General features: G+C 71.3%; 17 protein-coding genes. 13 read left to right on the top strand and 4 right to left on the bottom strand.

Annotation, left to right across the window (positions count from 1 at the left end):
* Positions 1–77: 77 nt before the first annotated feature.
* Complete coding sequence (locus tag Adu01nite_RS12705; protein WP_203726821.1) at positions 78–4,130, top strand: SpoIIE family protein phosphatase; 4,053 nt, start codon at positions 78–80, stop codon at positions 4,128–4,130.
* Positions 4,127–4,426, top strand: coding sequence for an STAS domain-containing protein (locus Adu01nite_RS12700; protein WP_203726820.1), 300 nt, complete (start codon positions 4,127–4,129; stop codon positions 4,424–4,426). The genes Adu01nite_RS12705 and Adu01nite_RS12700 overlap by 4 nt, the downstream gene beginning before the upstream one ends.
* On the opposite strand, the gene Adu01nite_RS12695 is transcribed toward Adu01nite_RS12700, so the two are convergent.
* Positions 4,416–5,294: an alpha/beta hydrolase family protein gene (locus Adu01nite_RS12695; RefSeq protein WP_203726819.1), complete on the bottom strand. Its 879-nt coding sequence runs from the start codon at positions 5,292–5,294 to the stop codon at positions 4,416–4,418. The genes Adu01nite_RS12700 and Adu01nite_RS12695 overlap by 11 nt on opposite strands.
* Positions 5,295–5,388: 94 nt before the next feature.
* Between Adu01nite_RS12695 and Adu01nite_RS12690 the strand changes: the two genes are divergently transcribed.
* Genes Adu01nite_RS12690 through Adu01nite_RS12670 form a run of 5 tightly spaced genes read left to right on the top strand, consistent with a single transcriptional unit; the run spans position 5,389 to position 9,776 of the window.
* Positions 5,389–5,982, top strand: a complete 594-nt coding sequence (locus tag Adu01nite_RS12690; RefSeq protein ID WP_239132340.1) for a TetR/AcrR family transcriptional regulator — start codon at positions 5,389–5,391, stop codon at positions 5,980–5,982.
* Positions 5,972–6,892, top strand: a complete 921-nt coding sequence (locus Adu01nite_RS12685; protein ID WP_203726818.1) for a DUF5996 family protein — start codon at positions 5,972–5,974, stop codon at positions 6,890–6,892. The genes Adu01nite_RS12690 and Adu01nite_RS12685 overlap by 11 nt, the downstream gene beginning before the upstream one ends.
* A gap of 38 nt (positions 6,893–6,930) precedes the next feature.
* The gene (locus Adu01nite_RS12680; RefSeq protein WP_203726817.1) at positions 6,931–7,929 is read left to right on the top strand and encodes a LacI family DNA-binding transcriptional regulator; all 999 of its coding nucleotides are present in this window, start codon (positions 6,931–6,933) and stop codon (positions 7,927–7,929) included.
* A 45-nt stretch (positions 7,930–7,974) separates the two neighbouring features.
* Complete coding sequence (locus Adu01nite_RS12675; RefSeq protein WP_203726816.1) at positions 7,975–8,736, top strand: ThuA domain-containing protein; 762 nt, start codon at positions 7,975–7,977, stop codon at positions 8,734–8,736.
* A complete protein-coding gene (locus Adu01nite_RS12670) occupies positions 8,733–9,776 on the top strand; it encodes a Gfo/Idh/MocA family protein (RefSeq protein WP_203726815.1) in 1,044 nt (347 codons plus the stop codon). Before Adu01nite_RS12675 ends, Adu01nite_RS12670 begins: the two co-directional genes overlap by 4 nt.
* On the opposite strand, the gene Adu01nite_RS12665 is transcribed toward Adu01nite_RS12670, so the two are convergent.
* Positions 9,760–10,980, bottom strand: a complete 1,221-nt coding sequence (locus Adu01nite_RS12665) for a GDSL-type esterase/lipase family protein (RefSeq protein WP_203726814.1) — start codon at positions 10,978–10,980, stop codon at positions 9,760–9,762. The genes Adu01nite_RS12670 and Adu01nite_RS12665 overlap by 17 nt on opposite strands.
* Before the next feature lie 65 nt (positions 10,981–11,045).
* Positions 11,046–12,077: a LacI family DNA-binding transcriptional regulator gene (locus Adu01nite_RS12660; RefSeq protein ID WP_203726813.1), complete on the bottom strand. Its 1,032-nt coding sequence runs from the start codon at positions 12,075–12,077 to the stop codon at positions 11,046–11,048.
* A gap of 126 nt (positions 12,078–12,203) precedes the next feature.
* Here Adu01nite_RS12660 and Adu01nite_RS12655 point away from each other — a divergent pair, with 126 nt between their 5' ends.
* Genes Adu01nite_RS12655 through Adu01nite_RS12635 form a run of 5 tightly spaced genes read left to right on the top strand, consistent with a single transcriptional unit; the run spans position 12,204 to position 17,668 of the window.
* Positions 12,204–13,475, top strand: coding sequence for an ABC transporter substrate-binding protein (locus tag Adu01nite_RS12655; RefSeq protein ID WP_203726812.1), 1,272 nt, complete (start codon positions 12,204–12,206; stop codon positions 13,473–13,475).
* 2 nt (positions 13,476–13,477) lie between these two features.
* The gene (locus tag Adu01nite_RS12650; protein WP_203726811.1) at positions 13,478–14,422 is read left to right on the top strand and encodes a carbohydrate ABC transporter permease; all 945 of its coding nucleotides are present in this window, start codon (positions 13,478–13,480) and stop codon (positions 14,420–14,422) included.
* A complete protein-coding gene (locus Adu01nite_RS12645) occupies positions 14,423–15,256 on the top strand; it encodes a carbohydrate ABC transporter permease (RefSeq protein ID WP_203726810.1) in 834 nt (277 codons plus the stop codon).
* Positions 15,257–15,272: 16 nt separating this feature from the next.
* On the top strand, positions 15,273–16,241 hold the full coding sequence (locus tag Adu01nite_RS12640; protein WP_203726809.1) for an acetylxylan esterase: 969 nt from the start codon (positions 15,273–15,275) through the stop codon (positions 16,239–16,241).
* The gene (locus tag Adu01nite_RS12635; protein ID WP_203726808.1) at positions 16,241–17,668 is read left to right on the top strand and encodes a glycoside hydrolase family 43 protein; all 1,428 of its coding nucleotides are present in this window, start codon (positions 16,241–16,243) and stop codon (positions 17,666–17,668) included. Before Adu01nite_RS12640 ends, Adu01nite_RS12635 begins: the two co-directional genes overlap by 1 nt.
* On the opposite strand, the gene Adu01nite_RS12630 is transcribed toward Adu01nite_RS12635, so the two are convergent.
* Positions 17,635–18,627, bottom strand: a complete 993-nt coding sequence (locus Adu01nite_RS12630; RefSeq protein ID WP_203726807.1) for an aldo/keto reductase — start codon at positions 18,625–18,627, stop codon at positions 17,635–17,637. The two genes, Adu01nite_RS12635 and Adu01nite_RS12630, sit on opposite strands and share 34 nt — an antisense overlap.
* A gap of 87 nt (positions 18,628–18,714) precedes the next feature.
* On the opposite strand from Adu01nite_RS12630, the gene Adu01nite_RS12625 reads away from it, so the two are divergent.
* Positions 18,715–19,581, top strand: coding sequence for an AraC family transcriptional regulator (locus tag Adu01nite_RS12625; protein WP_203726806.1), 867 nt, complete (start codon positions 18,715–18,717; stop codon positions 19,579–19,581).
* Positions 19,582–19,615: the final 34 nt, after the last annotated feature.

Genomic DNA, 19,615 nt, shown 5'->3' with positions numbered 1-19,615 from the left:
CGGTCCGGGGGCCGGCCGCCGGAGCGGGTGCGTATCGTACGAGCCTGCGGCGGCCGATCACAGGGGGAGCCCGGGTAATGAGTGAGGACGTGTTCGCCGCCGGCGACGACGTCGGACGCGACCTCGCGGCGGTGGACTGGGCGGCGACCCCGCTGGGCCCGCCCGAGCAGTGGCCGCAGAGTCTGCGGACGTCGGTCAGCATCCTGTTGTCGTCCCGGTTCCCGATGTGGATGGCGTGGGGCCCGCAGCTGACGTTCTTCTGCAATGCCGCCTACCGGCGCGACACCCTGGGCCAGAAATACCCGTGGGCGCTCGGCCGCCCGGCCAGCGACGTGTGGGCCGAGATCTGGGGCGACATCGGCCCGCGCATCGACACCGTGCTCGCCGCCGGCGAGGCCACCTGGGACGAGGCGCTGCTGCTCTTCCTGGAGCGGTCCGGCTACACCGAGGAGAGCTACCACACCTTCTCCTACAGCCCGCTGCGCGACGACGACGGCGCGCTGGTCGGCATGCTGTGCGTGGTCAGCGAGGAGACCGAGCGGGTCATCGGCGAGCGCCGGATGGCGACGCTGCGCGACCTCGGCTCCGACCCCAGCGCCGTGCGCACCGAGTCGCAGATGCTCGCGTTCGCCGGGGCGCAGCTCGGCCACAACCGGCGGGACCTGCCGTTCACCCTCACCTACCTGCTCGACGACGGCGCGGCCCGGCTCGCCGCCACCACCGGCATCGACGCCGGGCACCCGATCGCCGCGCACGCCTGGCCGGCCGCGCAGCTCGCCCGGGGCGAGTCGGTGCTGGTGCCGCTGACCGGCGACCTGCCGGCCGGCGACCTGCCGACCGGAGATTGGGCCGAGCCGCCGCGCGAGGCCCTGCTCCTGCCGCTGCTCCAGCAGGGCGGCGCGCCGTACGGGTTCCTGGTGGCCGCGATCAACCGCTTCCGCGAGCTGGACGAGGCGTACCGCGGCTTCCTCACGCTCGTCGCCGGGCACGTCGCGGCCGGCGTCGCCAGCGCCCGCAACTACGAGGCCCAGCAGCGCCGGGCCGAGGAGCTGACCGAGCTGGACCGGGCGAAGACCGCGTTCTTCTCCAACATCAGCCACGAGTTCCGCACCCCGCTCACCCTGATCATGGGGCCGGCCGAGGAACTGCACAGCCGGACCGACATCCGGGACGAGGGCGTCCGCGCCGACCTCGACGTGATCCACCGCAACGGGCTGCGCCTCGGCAAGCTCGTCAACACGCTGCTCGACTTCTCCCGCATCGAGGCCGGGCGCATGCAGGCCGGCTTCGAACCGGTCGACCTGAGCGCCACCACCACCGAGCTGGCCAGCGTCTTCCGCTCCGCGATCGAGCGGGCCGGCCTGGCCTTCGAGGTCGACTGCCCACCGCTCGCCCAGCCGGTCCACCTCGACCGGGAGATGTGGGAGAAGGTCGTCCTCAACCTGCTCAGCAACGCGCTGAAGTTCACCTTCACCGGCACCGTGCGGGTCGCCGTGCGCGCCGACGGCGACCGGGCGGTCGTCACCGTCACCGACACCGGCATCGGGGTGCCCGCCGACGAGATGCCGCGGCTGTTCGAGCGGTTCCACCGCATCGAGAACGCCCGCTCCCGCTCCAACGAGGGCAGCGGCATCGGCCTGGCCCTGGTCAAGGAGCTGGTCGAGCTGAACGGCGGCACCATCACCGCGGACAGCACGGTCGGCGCGGGCACCACCTTCGTCATCCGGCTGCCGTTCGGCGCCGGGCATCTGCCGGCCGGCGGCGGCACCACCGGGGTCTCGGCCACAGCCGACCCGTACGTGCAGGAAGCTCTTCGCTGGGTGCCGGGCGCGGCCGAGGAAGCGCCGGAGGTCGTGGCGCCGGCCACCGGGGCCCGGGTGCTGATCGCCGACGACAACGCCGACATGCGCGACTACCTCACCCGGCTGTTGCGCTCGGCCGGGCACCGGGTGGAGGCGGTCGGCGACGGGCAGGCCGCGCTGGAGTCGGCCCGCGCGCAGAACCCCGACCTGGTCGTCAGCGACGTGATGATGCCCCGCCTCGGCGGTCTCGAGTTGGTCGCCGCGCTGCGCGCCGACCCGCGGACGGCGGGCACGCCGGTGCTGCTGCTGTCCGCCCGCGCCGGGCAGGAGGCGGCCATCGAGGGCCTCGAAGCCGGTGCCGACGACTACCTGGTCAAGCCGTTCTCCGCGGCCGAGCTGCTGGCCCGGGTGCGGGCCAACGTGGAGCTGGCCCGGCTGCGCAATCACCACGCCCGCTGGCGGACCGCGCTGATCGACTCGCTGCAGGAGGCCTTCTTCGTCTGCGACGACGACGGCGCGATCATCGAGATGAACTCCACCTTCGCCGACATCCTCGGCTACGGGCCGGAGGGCCTGCCCTACGTGCCGGTGCACCCCTGGTGGCCGGACCCGGCCGCCGACCCGGAGGGCTACCAGCAGGTGACCGGCGCCTTCGGGATGCTGATCGAGCAGAGCCGGGGCACGTACACCATTCCGGTCATCCACCGCGACGGGCACCGGCTCTGGGTCGCCGCCGCGTTCAACAAGGTCGCCGATCCGGAGACCGGCCGGCACGTCATCGTCGGCACCTTCCGGGACGTGACCGCCGAGCACTACGCCGTACAGCGGGAAAGCGCGCTCGCCGTGCTCAGCGTGCGTCTCTCCCAGGCGGAAAGCCTGACCGGCGCGCTGCAGGGGGTGCTGGTCACGCTGCGCGAGCTGTGGCAGGCGACGCAGGTCTGCGCGGTGGTCTTCGGCGACGCCGACTCCCCGGCCGTCGTCACCACCGACCCGGAGCTGAGCTGGGACGACCTGAGCGCGGCGCGCCGCCAGGAGCTGGCCACGCTGCGCGAGAAGCCGCTGCTCACCTCGGTCGCCGAGCAGGCGGGCGGGGCCGGCATCGCGCTGGAGCACCCGGACGGGACGATGGTGCTCTTCGTCGAGCTGGCCGAGAACCGGCCCTTCACCGAGCAGGACCAGACCCTGCTGGCCCTGCTGGCCGGCCACCTCGGCCAGGGCCTGAACCGGATCCACCAGATCGACCAGCAGCGCGAGACCGCGCTGGCCCTGCAGCGGGCCATCCTCGGCCCGGCCGAGCTGCCGGCCGGCTTCGCGGTGCGCTACGCACCGGCGACCCGGCCGCTGAAGGTCGGCGGCGACTGGTACGACACGGTCACCCTGCCGGACGGCCGGATCGGCATCGTCGTCGGCGACTGCGTCGGGCACGGCCTGCAGGCCGCCACCGTGATGGGTCAGCTGCGCAGCGCCTGCCGGGCGCTGCTGCTGCAGACCGCCGACCCGGCGCAGACCCTGACCGCCCTCGACCGGTTCGCGGTGCGGCTGCCCGGCGCCACCTGCGCCACCGTCTTCTGCGGCGTCCTCGACCCGGCCACCGGCGACCTGGCGTACTCCAGCGCCGGCCATCCGCCGGCCGTGGTCACCCACGCCGACGGCACCGCCGTCCTGCTCGACCAGGGCCGGTCCCGGCCGCTCGGGGTCCGTTCCCGCACCGACCGGCCGGCGGCGCACTACGCCGTGCCGGCCCGGGCGACCCTGCTGCTCTACACCGACGGGCTGGTCGAGCGGCGCCGCCAGCCGCTGACCGCCGGCATCGACCGGGTCACCACCGCCGTCCAGCAGGGCCGCGACGACACCCTGGAGGAGCTGGCCGACGACGTGATGGACGGGATGGCCCCGGCCGGCGGCTACGACGACGACGTGGCGCTGCTGCTCTACCGGCACCCCGGCCCGCTCGAGCTCGACTTCCCGGCCGAGCCGACCCGGCTCGCCCCGGTGCGCTCGGCGTTGCGCGGCTGGCTCGCCCGCTGCGGCATCGACCCGTCGGTCGCCCAGAACATCCTGGTCGCCGCGGGCGAGGCCTGCGCCAACGCCATCGAGCACGGGCACCGCCATCGGCCGGCCGGCACGGTCCGGCTGCAGGCCGCCGCCACCGCCGACGACGTGCACCTGACCATCACGGACCGCGGCCTCTGGCGGACCCCGCAGCCGGCCGACAACCCGCACCGCGGCCGCGGTCTCAACCTGATGAGGGCGCTGATGACCGAGGTAACCGTGACCACCGGCACCGCCGGAACCATCGTCGGCCTGCAAGCGAGGATTCCCCGATGAGCACTGCCCTGACCTTTACGACGAGCCGCCGCCCGGACGGCGCCGTGGTGCTCACCGCCACCGGCGAGGTCGACATGAGCAACGCCGGCGCCTTCGCCACCGCGCTGGCCGGCGCCCGGCAGACCGCCGCCGACACCCCGTTCGTCGTCGACCTCACCGCGGTGGAATACCTGGACAGCGCCGGCCTGTCCGTCCTCTTCCCGCACGTCGAGCACCTGCACCTGATCGCAAACCCGCTGCTGGCCCCGGTGCTGACCATCGCCGGCCTCGACGACGTGACAACGATCAGCGAATAGCGCCGGCCGATTCCGTCGACGCGGCGGCCGAATCCCACGCACCGGCATCGACGCCCAGCGCGGTCCGCAGGAACGCGGTCGTGGTGCGGCGGATCAGGTCGACGCGGGCCGGGCTCTCGTCGGTGGTGTCGGTCGCCCGGTAGGCGTGGATGCCGCCGAGCGAGTGCTGCCCGCCGAACACCGTGACGAGGTGCTGCGCGCCCGGGCTGAGCCGGTGGACGTCGGTGAACCAGTCCGGGCCGCGGGTGGAGAGCGCCGACTGGTCGTCGTCGCCCGCGACCACCAGGGTCGGGGTCTTCAACTGGTCGAAGTCCGGGCTCATGAACGAGAAGTTCGTCCGCGCGAACTCGACCAGGTCGTCCCCGGCGAGCCCGGTGGTGGCCAGCAGCACGCCGGCCTTGACCCGGTGATCGGTGCGGTCCTCGCCGGGCCGGCCGTCCGGGCCGACGACCCGCGCGCCGAGCAGCATGCCGGCCGACTGCCCGCCCCAGGAGTGCCCGGCGACCGCGAGTCGCTCGCGGTCGACCCGCCCGGCCAGCCCGGGCACCGCGGCGAGCACGACGTCGAGATCGTCGATGACCCGCTCGAGGTCGTCGATCCGGGTCCGCCAGATGGTCGGGTAGCGCGGGTCGGCCGGGGTGATGCCGAGGGTCGCGGAGTCGAGGAAGGTCGGCTGGATCACGACGAAGCCGTTGGCCGCCCAGTGATCCACGAGCGGGTCGTAGGAGTCCATCGACTGGCCGAAGCCGTGCGCGAAGACGATCACCGGCAGGCCGGAGCCGGTCGCCGGGGCGGAGACGCGCACCTGGAGGTCGTCGCCGCGGCCGGGCACCGGCAGCACGACGGGCTTGAGAGACAGGATCGGCATTGGGGGGTCCTTAACGAGAGACAAAAGTGGAGCGGCGCTCCGTATTGACCATACGGAGCGCCGCTCCGTTTCGCAACAGTGGCACAATCAGCGAGTGACCCCGAAACGCCGCGCCGACGTCGAGCGCAACGAACGCGCCCTGCTCGACGCCGCAGCCAGGGTGTTCGCGACCTCCGGGGTCAACGCCACGGTCCGCGAGGTGGCCGCCGCGGCCGGGGTCGGCATGGGCACGCTCTACCGGCACTTCCCGACCCGGGCCGACCTGATGGTGGCGGTCTACCGGCATCAGATCGACGCCTGCGCCGAGGCCGGCCCGGCCCTGCTCGCCGCGGCCGAGTCACCGTTCGCCGCCCTGCTCGACTGGGTCCACCTCTTCGTCGACTTCCTCGCCACCAAGCACGGCGTGGCCACGGTGTGGAAGGGCGACGCGGCCGGCTACACGGCGCTGCACCAGCTGTTCCTCGACCGCCTCGTCCCGGTCCTGGCCGAGCTGCTCGACGCCGCGACGAAGTCCGGCGAGGTGGTGGCCGACATCCGGCCGTACGAGTTGATCAGGGCGGTCGGCGACCTGGTCGCCTGGACCGTGCAGGATCCCGGCTACGACGTGCGGCGCATCGTCACGCTGCTGGTCACCGGCCTCCGGCAACCCCAGCCCACGCGTGTGCAAAGCTCGGCCGATGAGCGCTGACAAGATCGAGTGGCCCCGCCTGCGCGTCGCGGACTGGACCGCCACCCGGGACACGCTGCACATGTGGACCCAGATCGTCGGGAAGATCCGGATGGCGCTGACCCCGCCGATCAATCACTGGTGGCACGTCACGCTCTATCCGACCGCCCGCGGGCTGAGCACGTCGGCGATGCCGTACGAGGGTGGCACGCTCGACATCGAGTTCGACTTCCTCGACCACGTGCTCCGGCTGCGAACCGGCGACGGCCGGGCGGCCGCGGTGGCACTGGAGCCGAAGCCGGTCGCCACGTTCTACGCCGAGACGATGGACGCGCTGGCCACCCTGGGGGTGCGGGTGCAGATCCACGCGGTGCCGAACGAGGTCGAGAACGCCATCCCGTTCGCCGAGGACACCACGCACGCGAGCTACGACGCCGACGCGGTCCGGCTGTTCTGGCAGCAGTTGCTGCGGGTGGAGCGGGCGTTGGCGGAGTTCCGCAACGCGTTCGTCGGCAAGGCCAGCCCGGTGCACTTCTTCTGGGGCGCGATGGACCTCGCGCACACCCGCTTCTCCGGCCGCCTCGCGCCGCCGCACCCGGGCGTCGCGCCCAACTGCCCGCCGTCGGTGATGCACGAGGGCTATTCGCACGAGCTGGCGAGCTTCGGCTTCTGGCCGGGCGGCGGCGACGAAGGAGCCTTTTACGCGTACGCCTACCCCGAGCCCCCGGGCTACGCGCAGGCCCCGGTGTGGCCCGCCGCCACCTACTACGACGAGGATCTCCGCGAGTTCCTCCTCCCGTACGAGGCGGTGGCGACCGCCCCCGACCCCGACCGGGCCCTGCACGACTTCCTGGAGTCGACCTACCTGGCGGCCGCCGACGTGGGGCACTGGGACCGCCAGGCACTTGAGCGGAGCCCGTCGGAGGGTTAGCGTCGATACGCATCGACGATTTCCTCCCGGGAGGTGCCGTGGCTTCCTTCACCAGCAAGGACGTCGCGCGCATGGCCGGTGTCTCGCAGAGCACGGTGTCGTACGTGATGACCGGCAAGCGCTCGATCTCGGAGAAGACCAGGCAGAAGGTCCTGGCCGCGATGGAGCAGCTCACCTACGAGCCGCACGCCGGCGCCCGGTCCCTGGCCGGCCGCCGGACCCAGGTGATCGGCCTGGTGGTGCCGTTCGACGCCGAGGGAAAGGCGGCGACCCTGCTGCCGTTCATCGAGACGATCGCCCACTGCGCCCGCGAGCGCGACTACGAGGTCCTGCTGGTCACCGCGGACCAGGGTTCGGCCGGCCTGCGCCGCCTGGCGGGCCGGGCCCTGTGCGACGCGATCGTGCTGATGGACATCCTGGAGCACGACGAGCGGGTCCCGGTGGCGGCCGAGCTGGGCGTCCCGGTGGTGCTGGTCGGCGTCCCCGCCGACCCGGCCGGCCTGCACTGCGTGGACCTCGACTTCGAGGAGGCGGCCCGGCTGGCCGTCGACGAGCTGGCCGGCACCCACCACGACGAGATCATCGTGGTGAACTGGCGAGCCGGGGTGTCCGAACGCCGGGCCAACTTCGCCGTCCGCTTCCTGCGTTCCGCCCACCGGCAGGCCGAGGCCCGCGGCATTCCGCTCACCGTCGTCGAACCGGCCGACGGCCGCTACGAACCGCCAGTCGACCGTATTCTGGCCGGACATGCCGGCGGGCGCCTCGGGCTGGTGGTGCCGAACGGGGCGATGGTGGTGCCGCTGATGCACGCCCTGCGCCGGCACGACGTCGTACCCGGGGTGCACATCTCGGTCATCGGGGTGAGTCCCGACCGCGAGGCCGGCGAATACACCAACGTCTCCGAAGAACCGCGCGACGTCTCACGGACAGCGATGGACACCCTGTTCCGGCTGCTCGATCCGGTCCCCGGGCCGGAGATTCCGGCGATCCAGCTGCTCGCACCCCGCCTGACCCGCCGCGGCACCGTAATGCGCTGAACGTAATTTTTGTCTGATCAGTCGATACGCATCGAAAGGACCGCCATGACACTGCGCGTGACCGTCTGGGGCGAGAACCGACACGAACAGATCGAGGAGGACGTGGCCCGGCGCTATCCGGACGGCATGCACGCCACGATCGCGGACGGCATCCGGGAGAACCTCGGCGAGACCTGCGTCGTGCGGACGGCGACGCTCGACCAGCCGGAGCACGGCCTGACCGAGGACGTCCTCGCCGCGACCGACGTGCTCACCTGGTGGGGGCACGCCGCCCACGGCGAGGTGGCCGACGAGGTCGTCGAGCGGGTGCACCGCCATGTGCTGTCCGGGATGGGCCTGGTCGTGCTGCACTCCGGGCACTGGTCGAAGATCTTCATGAAGCTGATGGGTACGAGCTGCACGCTGCGCTGGCGCGACGAGCACGACCGCGAGCTGATCTGGACGGTCGACCCCACGCACCCGATCGCCCAGGGCGTGCCGCACCCGATCGTCATCGACGAGGACGAGATGTACGGCGAGTTCTTCGACATCCCGGCCCCCGACGAGCTCGTCTTCGTCAGCTCGTTCAGCGGCGGCGAGGTCTTCCGCAGCGGCTGCACGTTCCGCCGCGGCCACGGGAAGATCTTCTACTTCCGCCCGGGCGACCAGGCCTATCCGACCTACCACCACAAGGACGTCCGCCGGGTGATCGCCAACGGCGTGGCCTGGGCGAAGACCGATCGGCCGGACCGCTCCGCGCCGGAGCTGCTGCGCTACGAGACCGGCGAGTTCTTCGACGGCCGCGGCTACCAGGGTGCGCTGAAGTGAGGGTCGTCCTGGTCGGGGCGGGCGGGTTCGGGCGCCGCTGGCTGACCGCCATCGCCGCCTCGGACGAGGTCGAGCTGGCCGGCGTCGCCGACCTGAACGAGGACGCGGCCCGGGCGGTGGCCGGCGGCCTGCCGGTCGGCACCGACGCCGTCGAGCTGGCCCGCCGCACCGGCGCGGAGGCGGTCATCAACGTGACCGTGCCCGCCGCGCACCACCCGGTGACCACCGCGGCGCTCTTCGCCGGCCTGCCGGTCCTCGGCGAGAAGCCCCTGGCCGAGAGCGTCAGCCGGGCGCTCTCGCTGGCCGCGGCGGCCGAGCTGACCGGTCAGCTCTTCATGGTCAGCCAGTCCCGGCGGCGCAACCCGCAGCTGGCCCGGCTGCGGGCGATGGCCGACGGGCTCGGCCGGATCGGGGCGGTGACCACGACGTTCGCCCGCAGCGAGCACTTCGGCGGGTTCCGCGACGTGATGGCCCAGCCGCTGCTGGTCGACATGGCCATCCACCCGTTCGACGCGGCCCGCTACCTGCTGCGGTCGGAGCCGGTCTCGGTCTACTGCCAATCCTGGAACCCGGCGTGGAGCTGGTTCGCGGGCGACGCCAACGCGATCGCGGTCTTCGAGATGGACAACGGCGCCCGCTACGTCTACCACGGCACGTGGTGCAGCCCCGGCGCGACCACGTCGTGGAACGGCGAGTGGCGGGTCAGCGGCGAGCACGGCACCGCCCTCTGGGACGGCGACAACGAGCCGGCCGGCGGTGACGCGCCGGCGGGCCCGGAGCTCGGCGACGTCGAGGCCTCCCTGCACGCGTTCGCCGAGGCGCTGCGCACCGGCGTGCCGCCGTCGGGCGAGGTTCATGAAAATCTGATGAGCCTGGCGATGGTCGAGGCCGCCGTGCTCTCCGCCGACGCGGGCACGCCGATCCGGCTCGACGAGGTGTTCGAACGGGCCCACGCCCAGGCCCTCGCCGAGGAGACCCGTGCCGACGTCCGCGCGCAGCTCGCCAGCTGGACGACGGATCGGCTCAGTCGAACCAGCTGAGGTCGACCGCGTCGGCGATCGCCTTCATGCCCGCGGTGTTGGGGTGCAGGTGGTCGCCGGAGTCGAAGGACGGCTTCAGCCGGGTCGGCGACGACGGGTCCTGGGTTGCGGCGTCCAGGTCGAGCACCGCGTCGCAGCCGCTCGTGCCGCCGCGGACGAACGCGTTGTAGGCGGCCCGCCCGGTCTCGGCCGCGGTGCTCCAGTAGGACGCGCCCGACGCCTGGGTCAGCGTCGAACAGATCACCTTGATCCCGGCGTCGTGGCCGCGCTCGACGAGTTCGGCCAGGCCGCCGGTGAGCGCGTCGGCCCGGGTGGAGCTGTCGTTGCCGAGGTCGTTGGCCGGCTCGTCGGAGATGATCACCCAGCGCACGCCGGGGCGGTCGAGCACGTCGCGGTCGAAGCGCCTGATCGCGCTCTCCCCGCCGGGGCCGTCGGACAGCAGCCGGTTGCTGCTCATCCCGGTGTTGAGCACGCCGATCGTCCGGCCGGACGCGCGCAGCCGGTCGCTGAGCAGGTCCGGCCAGCGCTGGTTGGTGCCGGACTTCGAGCCGAGCCCGTCGGTGACCGACGCCCCGAACGCGACCACCGCGCCGGACGCGGCGGTGTTGTGCACGTCGAGCCCGGACAGGAAGTAGTAGGCGCTGGTGGATTTCGAGTCGCGCAGCCCGGCGTCGGCGATCTGCGAACCGGTGGCGGCGTAGTTGGCCCGGTTGGCGAGCACATGTTCGGTGGGCGCCCCGGTGGCGGCCGGCAGATACATGCTGATCGTCAGGTCGGTGTCGGCCGCCACGGTGAGCGACAGCGCGTCGGAGACGGCCTCCTCGCCGGCCGGGACGGTGACCGAGTTGTTCCCGGAAAACGTCACCGCGCGGGCGGTGGACACGTCGATGCCGGCCCCGCCGGTGGGCTGGGCGAGGCCGATGCCCGTCACCGCGAGGGGCGCGGCCCCGAACTGGTTGGACAGCCGGACCCGGACCTGGTCGCCGCCGATGCTGGTGTGCACGACCTGGCGCAGGGTCTGCTGCTCGAAGCCAGTGCTGCCGGACTGCACGCCGACCGCCCAGGTGCCGACCCAGCCGGGTTCGGGCGAGTGGCTCGGCGTCGGCGAGACGGAGCGATCGGACGGCGCCGCAGCCGGCTGCTCCCCCGAGGCACACGCCGACAACGCCAGCACCATCACCAGGGCAACCCTGGTCGTACGCATCTGATCCCCCGCCGTTCGCCCTACCCCCTCCAAGATCCTCTCACGGCCCACAAAACCCGATACTTTCAGCTCGAAGGCGAAAACTTAGCGGTGCTCGCCCGCACCACCAGCTCGGTCGCGAGGATCAGCCGATTGCTCGCCGCCACCTCGCCGCCCGCCGCCGCGATCACCATCGACGCGGCCGCCGCCGCCATCTCGCCGAGCGGCTGCCGGACGGTGGTCAGGCCCGGAATCGCCCACTGGATCGACGGCAGGTCGTCGAAGCCGACGACGCTGAGATCGTCCGGGATGCGCAGCCCGGCGGCGGACGCCGCCTGGTAGACGCCGAGCGCCTGGGCGTCGTTGAAGGCGAAGATCGCGGTCGGCGGGTCAGCGAGCGCGAGCAGCGCCTTCGTGTGCACGAGCCCGTCGCCGACGTGGAAGTCACCCTCCCGGACGAGGGCCGGGTCGTTCTTCAGCCCGGCCGCGTCGAGCGCCGCCCGGTAGCCGTCGAGGCGGGCACGGCTGGACAGTATGCGGGCCGGGCCGGTGATCGCGGCGATCCGCCGGTGGCCGAGTTCGATCAGGTGCCGGGTGGCCGCCAGCCCGCCGCTCCAGTTGCTCGCGCCGACCGACGGCAGGTCGTGCACCGGCTCCCCGGTCGGGTCCATCAGCACCAGCGGGATCCCCCGGTGGTGCAGTTGGCGCTGCTGGGCGTCGTCCAGCCCCTCGAAAACACCGATGACGCCGACCGGCCGCCGGGCCAGGACCCCCTCGATCCAGCCGCGCCCGGGCGACTGCCGGCTCTGCGCCTGGGACAGCACGACAGCCAGGTCGTGCTGGGACGCCACCTGCTCGACGCCCTTGATGATCTCCATGGCGTACGCGCCCTCGAGCTCGTGGAAGACCAGCTCGATCAGCGACGTGGTCTGGGTCCGCTTCTTCTGCCGGCGGTAGCCGTGCTGCGAGATGACCCCCTCGACCAGCGCGCGGGTGTCCGGGGACACCTCGGACTTGCCGTTGACCACCTTCGAGACGGTCGCGATCGACACCCCGGCCTGCTGCGCGATCTCAGCGATGGTCAGCGGGCCGGCCGCCGGTTTCTCCCTCGTGGTCATGTCGCGCAGTGTAGCGCCCGATTTTTTCGGCGCCAGAGCCGAAACAATCCTTGACGCGATGAACGCCACACTCCTAACCTCCGCTGGTAACGATCGGAAACTTCTTCGAAATTTTCAGGAGGAGATATGAAGTCCCGGATAGCGATAGCGGCGGTTGCCGCACTGGCTCTCGCACTGGCCGGCTGCGGCGGCGGCAGCGACGGAAAAACGGAAGCGACCGGCGACGGCAAGTCGTTCGAGTTCTGGTCGTTCACCGGCATCAACCAGAAGGCGTCGGTCGACGAGTACAAGAAGACGCACGCCGACGTCGACATCAAGCTCACCGAGGTCGGCACGTCGGTCGAGACCGCCCAGGCGCTGACCACCGCGCTGGCCGGCGGCAAGGTGCCCGACCTGGTGCTGATCCAGGGTGACGACCTGCCCAAGTTCGTCCAGCAGTCGCAGAACTTCTACGACCTGTCCACGCTGGGCGCCGACAAGATCAAGGGCGACTACCTCGACTGGGTCATCGCGCAGAGCACCGCCAAGAGCGGCTCGATCGTCGGCATCCCCACCGACGTCGGCGGCATGGCCGTGGCGTACCGGACGGATCTGTTCAAGGCGGCCGGCCTGCCGACCGACCGGGCCGAGGTCGCCAAGCTCTGGCCGACCTGGGACGCGTTCATCACGACCGGCAAGGACTACGTCGCGAAGACCGGCAAGCCGTTCGTCGACAACGCCGCGACCAGCGTCTTCTACCAGGCCGTCAACCAGGGCCCGCAGAAGTACTACGACAACGACGGCAACGTCGTCTACTCGACCAGCGCGCAGGTGAAGCAGGGGTTCGACTACGCGATCCAGGCCGCGCAGGCCGGCATCACCGCGAAGCAGAGCTCCTTCTCCAACGGCTGGAGCGCCGCGATGGCCGACGGCGGCTTCGCCACCATCGCCGCGCCGTCCTGGATGTTGAACACGATTCGCTCGAACGCGCCGAAGACCTCCGGCAAGTGGGACATCGCCACCATCCCCGGCAGCTCCGGCAACTGGGGCGGCAGCTACCTCGCGATCCCGAAGGGCGCCAAGAACGCCAAGGCCGCGTGGGACTACATCACCGCGACCCAGTCGCCGGCGAGCCAGCTCACCCACTTCGTCGACTCCGGCGCGCTGCCGACCACCCCGAGCGTCTACACCGACGCGAAGCTGACCGGCCTCAAGGACGAGTTCTTCTCCGGCGCGCCGACCGGCGAGATCTACACGAAGTCGGTCCAGGGCCTGCAGCCGTTCGTGATCGGCCCGGACACCAGCGCGATCGGCCAGGAGTTCCAGAACGCGATCACCAACGTCGAGCAGGGCAAGGGCAACGCGGCCACCGCCTGGGACGACGCGCTCAAGAACATCAAGACGGCCATCGGTAAGTAACGGTGACCACGACGTTGAGCCCGGCGCCGCCGAAAGCAACGGCGCCGGGCACTTCCAAAGAGCCGATCAAAGAACGACTTGCGCCGTACGCGTACATCGCCCCGTTCTTCGTGATCTTCGGGGTTTTCGGCCTGGTGCCGTTGCTGTTCACCTTCTACGTCTCGCTGTTCGACTGGAATCCGATCGGCGACCACGTGTTCATCGGCCTGGACAACTTCCGCCGGCTGCTGGACGACCCGCGGTTCTACAACGCGGTGCGCAACACGTTCAGCATCTGGCTGCTGTCCACGATCCCCGAGCTGCTGATCGCGCTCGGGCTGGCGCACCTGCTCAACCACGTACGCCTCAAGTGGGCCGTGTTCTTCCGGATGTCGATGCTGGTCCCCTACATCACCTCGGTGGCGGCCACCGCGATCGTCTTCCTGCAGCTGTTCGACCGGGACTACGGCCTGCTCAACTGGCTGCTCGGCCAGGTCGGCATCGGGCCGATCGACTTCGTCCAGTCGACCTGGGGCAGCCACGTGCTGATCGCGGTGATGGTCGCCTGGCGGTGGACCGGCTACAACACGCTGCTCTACCTGGCCTCGCTGCAGGCGGTGCCGCGGGAGATCTACGAGGCGGCGGCGGTGGACGGCGCCGGCTCGTGGGCGCAGTTCCGCCGGATCACCATTCCGTCGCTGCGCCCGGTCATCGTCTTCACGATCGTCACCTCGACCATCGGCGGCCTGCAGATCTTCACCGAGCCACTGCTGCTCAGCCAGTCCGCGCCGCTGACCTGCGGACCGGTCCGGCAGTGCCAGACCCTGACGCTCTTCCTCTACGAGCAGGGCTTCGGGCAGTTCCAGTTCGGCTACGGCGCGGCGATCGGCGTGGCGCTGTTCGTCCTGGTGGTGGCGTTCGCCGGCCTCAACTTCTTCCTATCCACCCGCGGCCGGACGGACAAGTGAATGAAGGTTCGCACAATCGAGCGAGTGCGGTGGTGGACCTACGCTGGTCTCGGCCTTGCCGCGTTAATCAGTCTCTTCCCGCTCTACTGGATGTTCGTGGTCTCCACCTCGGACACCGCCGCGGCGCGCCAACAGCCCCCGGCGGTCGTCCCGGGCGGCAACTTCCTCCACCTCGCGACGACGGTGTTCGAGACCGTCCCATTCTTACGCGCCCTGCTGAACAGCCTGATCGTGGCCGTCTCGATCGGCGTCGGCCAGGCCCTGCTGTGCTCGCTGGCCGGGTTCGCGTTCGCGAAGCTGCGCTTCCGCGGCCGCAACACACTGTTCCTGCTCGTGGTCCTGACCATGACGGTGCCGACCCAGCTGTCGATCATCCCGCAGTACATGATCATCTCTAAGCTGAGCTGGGTCGACACGCTGCAGGCGCTGATCGTGCCGGGGCTGGCCAGCGCGTTCGGCATCTTCTGGATGCGTCAGCACCTGGCCACCACGATCAGCGACGAGCTGCTCCAGGCGGCCCGGATCGACGGCGCGACCACCTGGCAGGTCTTCTGGCGGATCGCGTTCCCCCTCGTCCGCCCGGCGGCCTTTGTTCTCGGTCTTCTGGGGTTCGTGACCGCGTGGAACGACTTCCTCTGGCCGTTCGTGGTGCTGAAATCGCCGGAGATGTACACCGCCCAGATCGCCATCAAGGCGTTGCAGAACAACTACGACGTCGATCTCGGGCTCGCCATGTCCGGCTCGTTCCTGGCCACCATCCCGATGCTGATTCTGTTCGTCTTCGTTGGACGGCGGATGGTGGCTGGGATCATGGATGGCGCATTCAAGGGATGACGACCGAAGGACTCCGATGCTGACCGACATGTCCCCCGAAGACCTGGCGAACTACCGCAGCAGCCAGGTCAACCCCGACGACTTCGACGCGTTCTGGACGCGGACCCTGGCCGAGGCGGCCGGGCACGACATCGACGTACGGCTGACCGAGGTCCCGGCCGGCCTGGCCACCGTCAAGATCTACGACGTCACCTTCAAGGGCTTCGCCGGCCAGGACGTACGCGGCTGGCTGCGCCTGCCGGCCGGGGTCGAGCAGCCGCTGCCGGCGGTCGTGCAGTACGTCGGCTACGGCGGCGGCCGCGGCCACCACCTGGAGAACCTGTTCTGGGCGTCGGCCGGCTTCGCCCACCTCCAGATGGACACCCGCGGCCAGGGTTCGAGTTGGAGCCTGGGCGCCACCCCGGACGAGGGACCCTCCTCGGCACAGGTGCCGGGCGTGATGACCCGCGGCATCCTCGACCCGGCCACCTACTACTACCGGCGCCTGTTCACCGACGCGGTCCGGGCGGTCGACGCCGTCCGCTCCCTCGACGTCGTCGACGCGGATCGCGTCTCGGTCGTCGGCGGCAGCCAGGGCGGCGGGATGGCCCTCGCCGTCTCCGGGCTGCGCTCCGACCTGGCGGCGTCGGCGGCGTTCGTGCCGTTCCTGTGCGACTTCCCGCGCGCGGTGCGGGCCACCGACTCCTACCCGTACCGCGAGATCCTCGACTATCTGAAGGTGCACCGCGGCGAGCAGGAGCAGGTGCACCGCACCCTGTCCTACTTCGACGGGGTCAACTTCGCCGCCCGCGCCACCGCGCCGATCTACCTGTCCGCCGCGCTGCGCGACGCGGTCTGCCCACCCTCCACCATCTTCGGCGCCTACCACGTCTACGGCGGGCCGCGGGAGATCAAGATCTGGGAGTACAACGGCCACGAGGGCGGCGGGATCCTGGACGAGGAAGGCGCGCTCCACCACTTCCGTACGCAATTGAAGGGCGTTTGATGCGCAACCCGATCCTGCCGGGCTTCCATCCGGATCCGAGCATCTGCCGGGCCGGCGAGGACTACTACCTGGTCTGCTCCAGCTTCGAGTATTTTCCCGGGCTGCCGGTGTTCCACAGCCGTGACCTGGAGAGCTGGCGGCAGATCGGCAATGCCCTCGACCGGCCGTCGCAGCTGCCGCTCCCGGCGGACACCCCGGCGTCGGGCGGCATCTTCGCCCCGACCATCCGGCACCACGACGGCCGCTTCTGGATCATCACGACCAACACCTCGGGCGGCGGCAACTTCATCGTCAGCGCCACCGATCCGGCCGGGCCGTGGAGCGAGCCGGCCTGGATCGACCTGCCCGGCATCGACCCCGACCTGGCCTGGGACGACGACGGCACCTGCTGGTGCACGGTCTCCGGCACCCAGGTGGCCCGGATCGACCCGGTCGCCGGGAAGATCATCGACGGCCCGTTCCCGGGCTGGCAGGGCACCGGCCTGCAGTATCCGGAGGCGCCGCATCTCTACCGGATCGGCGACTGGTGGTATTTGATGATCGCCGAGGGCGGCACCGAGCGCGGGCACACCGTGGCGATGGCGCGGGCCCGCAGCCCGCGCGGCCCGTTCGAGGCTGCGCCGGGCAACCCGATCCTGACCCACCGCAGCACCAACCGTCCGGTGCAGAGCACCGGCCACGCCGACCTGGTCAGCACGCCCGGCGGCGACTGGTGGATGGTGCTGCTCGCGACCCGGCCGAAGGGCAACACCCCGGGCTTCCACGTGCTGGGCCGCGAGACGTTCCTGGCCCCGGTGCGCTGGGTCGACGGCTGGCCCGAGGTGGACCCGATCGTCGAGGAGCCCGCGCCTTTCGTCGCGACCAGCGACCACTTCGACGGCCCGGCCCTCGCTCCGGCGTGGATCTCCCCGCGCGGCCGGCCCGGCGACGCCTGGTCGCTGACCGACCGGCCCGGCTGGCTGACCCTGCACGCCACTGGGCCGTCCCTGGACGAGCCTCGCGTCACCTTCATCGGCCGCCGCCAGGAGCACCACTCGGTGCGGGTGACCGCCCGGCTCGACCCGGGCACGGCCCGCGCCGGGCTGTCGATCCGGATCGACGAGGACCACCACTACGACCTCGAGGTCGGCGACGGCCAGGCCCGGGTGGTCGCCCGGATCGGGCCGCTGCGCCAGGTCTTCGGGGAGCAGCCGGTGCCGGCCGGCCCGGTCGACCTGGTCGTGGAGACCCGCCCCAACCAGGGCACCGGCCCCGACACCGTCGTGTTCCGGGTCGGGGCCGGGCCGATTCTGGCCGAGTTGGACGGCCGCTACCTCTCCACCGAGGTCGCGACCGGCTTCACCGGCCGGGTGATCGGCATGTACGTCACCCGGGGCTCAGCCGCGTTCGACTTCTACGACCAGACCGGCATCGAGCCCTCGGTGTAGCGGGCACCCGCGGCGCCCTCGGGCAGAATCTCCCGCACCCGGGCCAGATCCTCGGCGGTCAGCACGAGGTCGGCCGCGGCGACGTTCTGCTCGACCCGCCGCGGGCTCCGGGTGCCCGGGATGGCCACGATGTCCTCGCCCTGCGCCAGCAACCAGGCCAGGGCGAGCTGGGTCACGGCCACCCCTTTGCTTTCGGCGAGAGCGGTCAATTCGCGTACGGCGGAAAGGTTCTTCTCGAAGTTTCCGGGCTGCCACCGCGGGTCGAAACTACGCATGTCACCGGCCGGGTAGTCGGCCGCCGGGCGCACCTCGGAGGTGAGGAAGCCGCGCCCGAGCGGCGAGTAGGCCACGAAGCCGATGCCGAGCTCGCGCACCGCCGGCAGCACGTCGTCCTCGACCGCCCGCTCGAACACCGAGTACTCGGTCTGCAGGACCGACACCGGCTGCACGACGTGCGCCCGGCGGATGGTCTCCGGGCCGGCCTCGCTCAGCCCGAAGTACCGGACCTTGCCCTCGGCGATCAGGTCCCGGACCGTCCCGGCCACGTCCTCGATCGGCACGTCCGGGTCGACCCGGTGCTGATAGAAGACGTCGAGCCGGTCGGTGCTGAGGTGCCGCAGGCTGTTCTCGGCCACCTCACGGATGTGCGACGGGCGGCTGTCGAGCGGCCCGAGCTTGCCCGGATCGCTCAGGTCGAACCCGAACTTGGTGGCGATCACGATCTCGTCCCGGAAGCCCTTCACGGCCCGCCCGACGAGCTGCTCGTTACTGCCGGTGCCGAGGCCGTACAGCTCGGCGGTGTCGAACATGGTGACCCCGAGCTCGTACGCCCGGCGGATCGCCGCGATGCCGCCTTCCTCGTCCGGGGCACCGTACGCCATCGTCATGCCCATCGTGCCGAGGCCGATCCCCGCCACCGTGAGGCCCTGGCGGCCAAGCTTTCGCTGCGTGTTCGTCATGCCACCAACGCTACGAATCCGCGGCCTGGCCGGCATGGGCCCCAAGTCGCGTAAGATTGCCTGATCCTCTCACGGCTGGGGCACCCTGTGACCGACCAACTGGCCGCCGCGATCGAGCGGCACCGGGACGGCATCTCGACCGAGACGGCCGTCCCGCGCCTGACCCTGACCGCGGTCGACGAGCACTTCAGCCTGGCCGACATGCTCTACGAGCCGATGATCTGCTTCGTCGCGAGGGGCGCCAAGCGCACCGTCTCGGGCGACCGCTCGTGGCGGGCCGGCACCGGCGACATGTACCTGAACAGCCTGCACGTGCCGGTCACCGCCACGTTCGAGGAGCTCCCCTACCGGGCGGCGATCATGCGGCTGGACACCCAGGTCCTGACCGGCCTGCTGCTCGAGCTGGACGAGCCGGCCCCCGGTGACTCGTCGCCCGGCCAGGGCGCCGCGCCGATGCCGGCGGCCGTGGTCGACGCGGTCACCCGCTGGGTCACTCTGCTCGACTCCCCCGGCGACATCGCGCCGCTGGCCACCCGCACCGAAGCGGAGATCCTCTACCGCCTGCTCGGCAGCCCGCTCGGCCCGGTGCTGCGCCGCTGGTCGGTGGCCGGCACCGCGGCCACCCGCATCCGGCACGCCGCCGCGTGGCTGCTGGAGCACTACGCCACCCCGATCACGGTGGCCGGCCTGGCCGAGGTCGCGCACATGAGCCCGGCCACCCTGCACCGCCATTTCCGGTCGGCCACCGGGATGAGCCCGTTGCAGTTCCAGAAGCACCTGCGCATGCAGCAGGCCCGCCGCCTTCTGATGGCCGGCGACACCACCGCGGCCCAGGTGGCCGAGGCGGTCGGCTACGCGAGCGCGACCCAGTTCAACCGCGAGTACCGCCGCGTCTACGGCCTGCCGCCGGCCCAGGACGCGGCCCGGCTGCGCACCGCGATGACCTCGGCCTGAGCCTCGCCCGGTTGCAATGGGAGCGCTCCCATGT

This window comes from Paractinoplanes durhamensis (assembly GCF_016862175.1).
GTDB classification, from domain to species: Bacteria; Actinomycetota; Actinomycetes; order Mycobacteriales; family Micromonosporaceae; genus Actinoplanes; species Actinoplanes durhamensis.
Note: the sequence above shows the minus strand (reverse complement) of the source record. Positions and strands in the feature narration are given on the sequence as shown.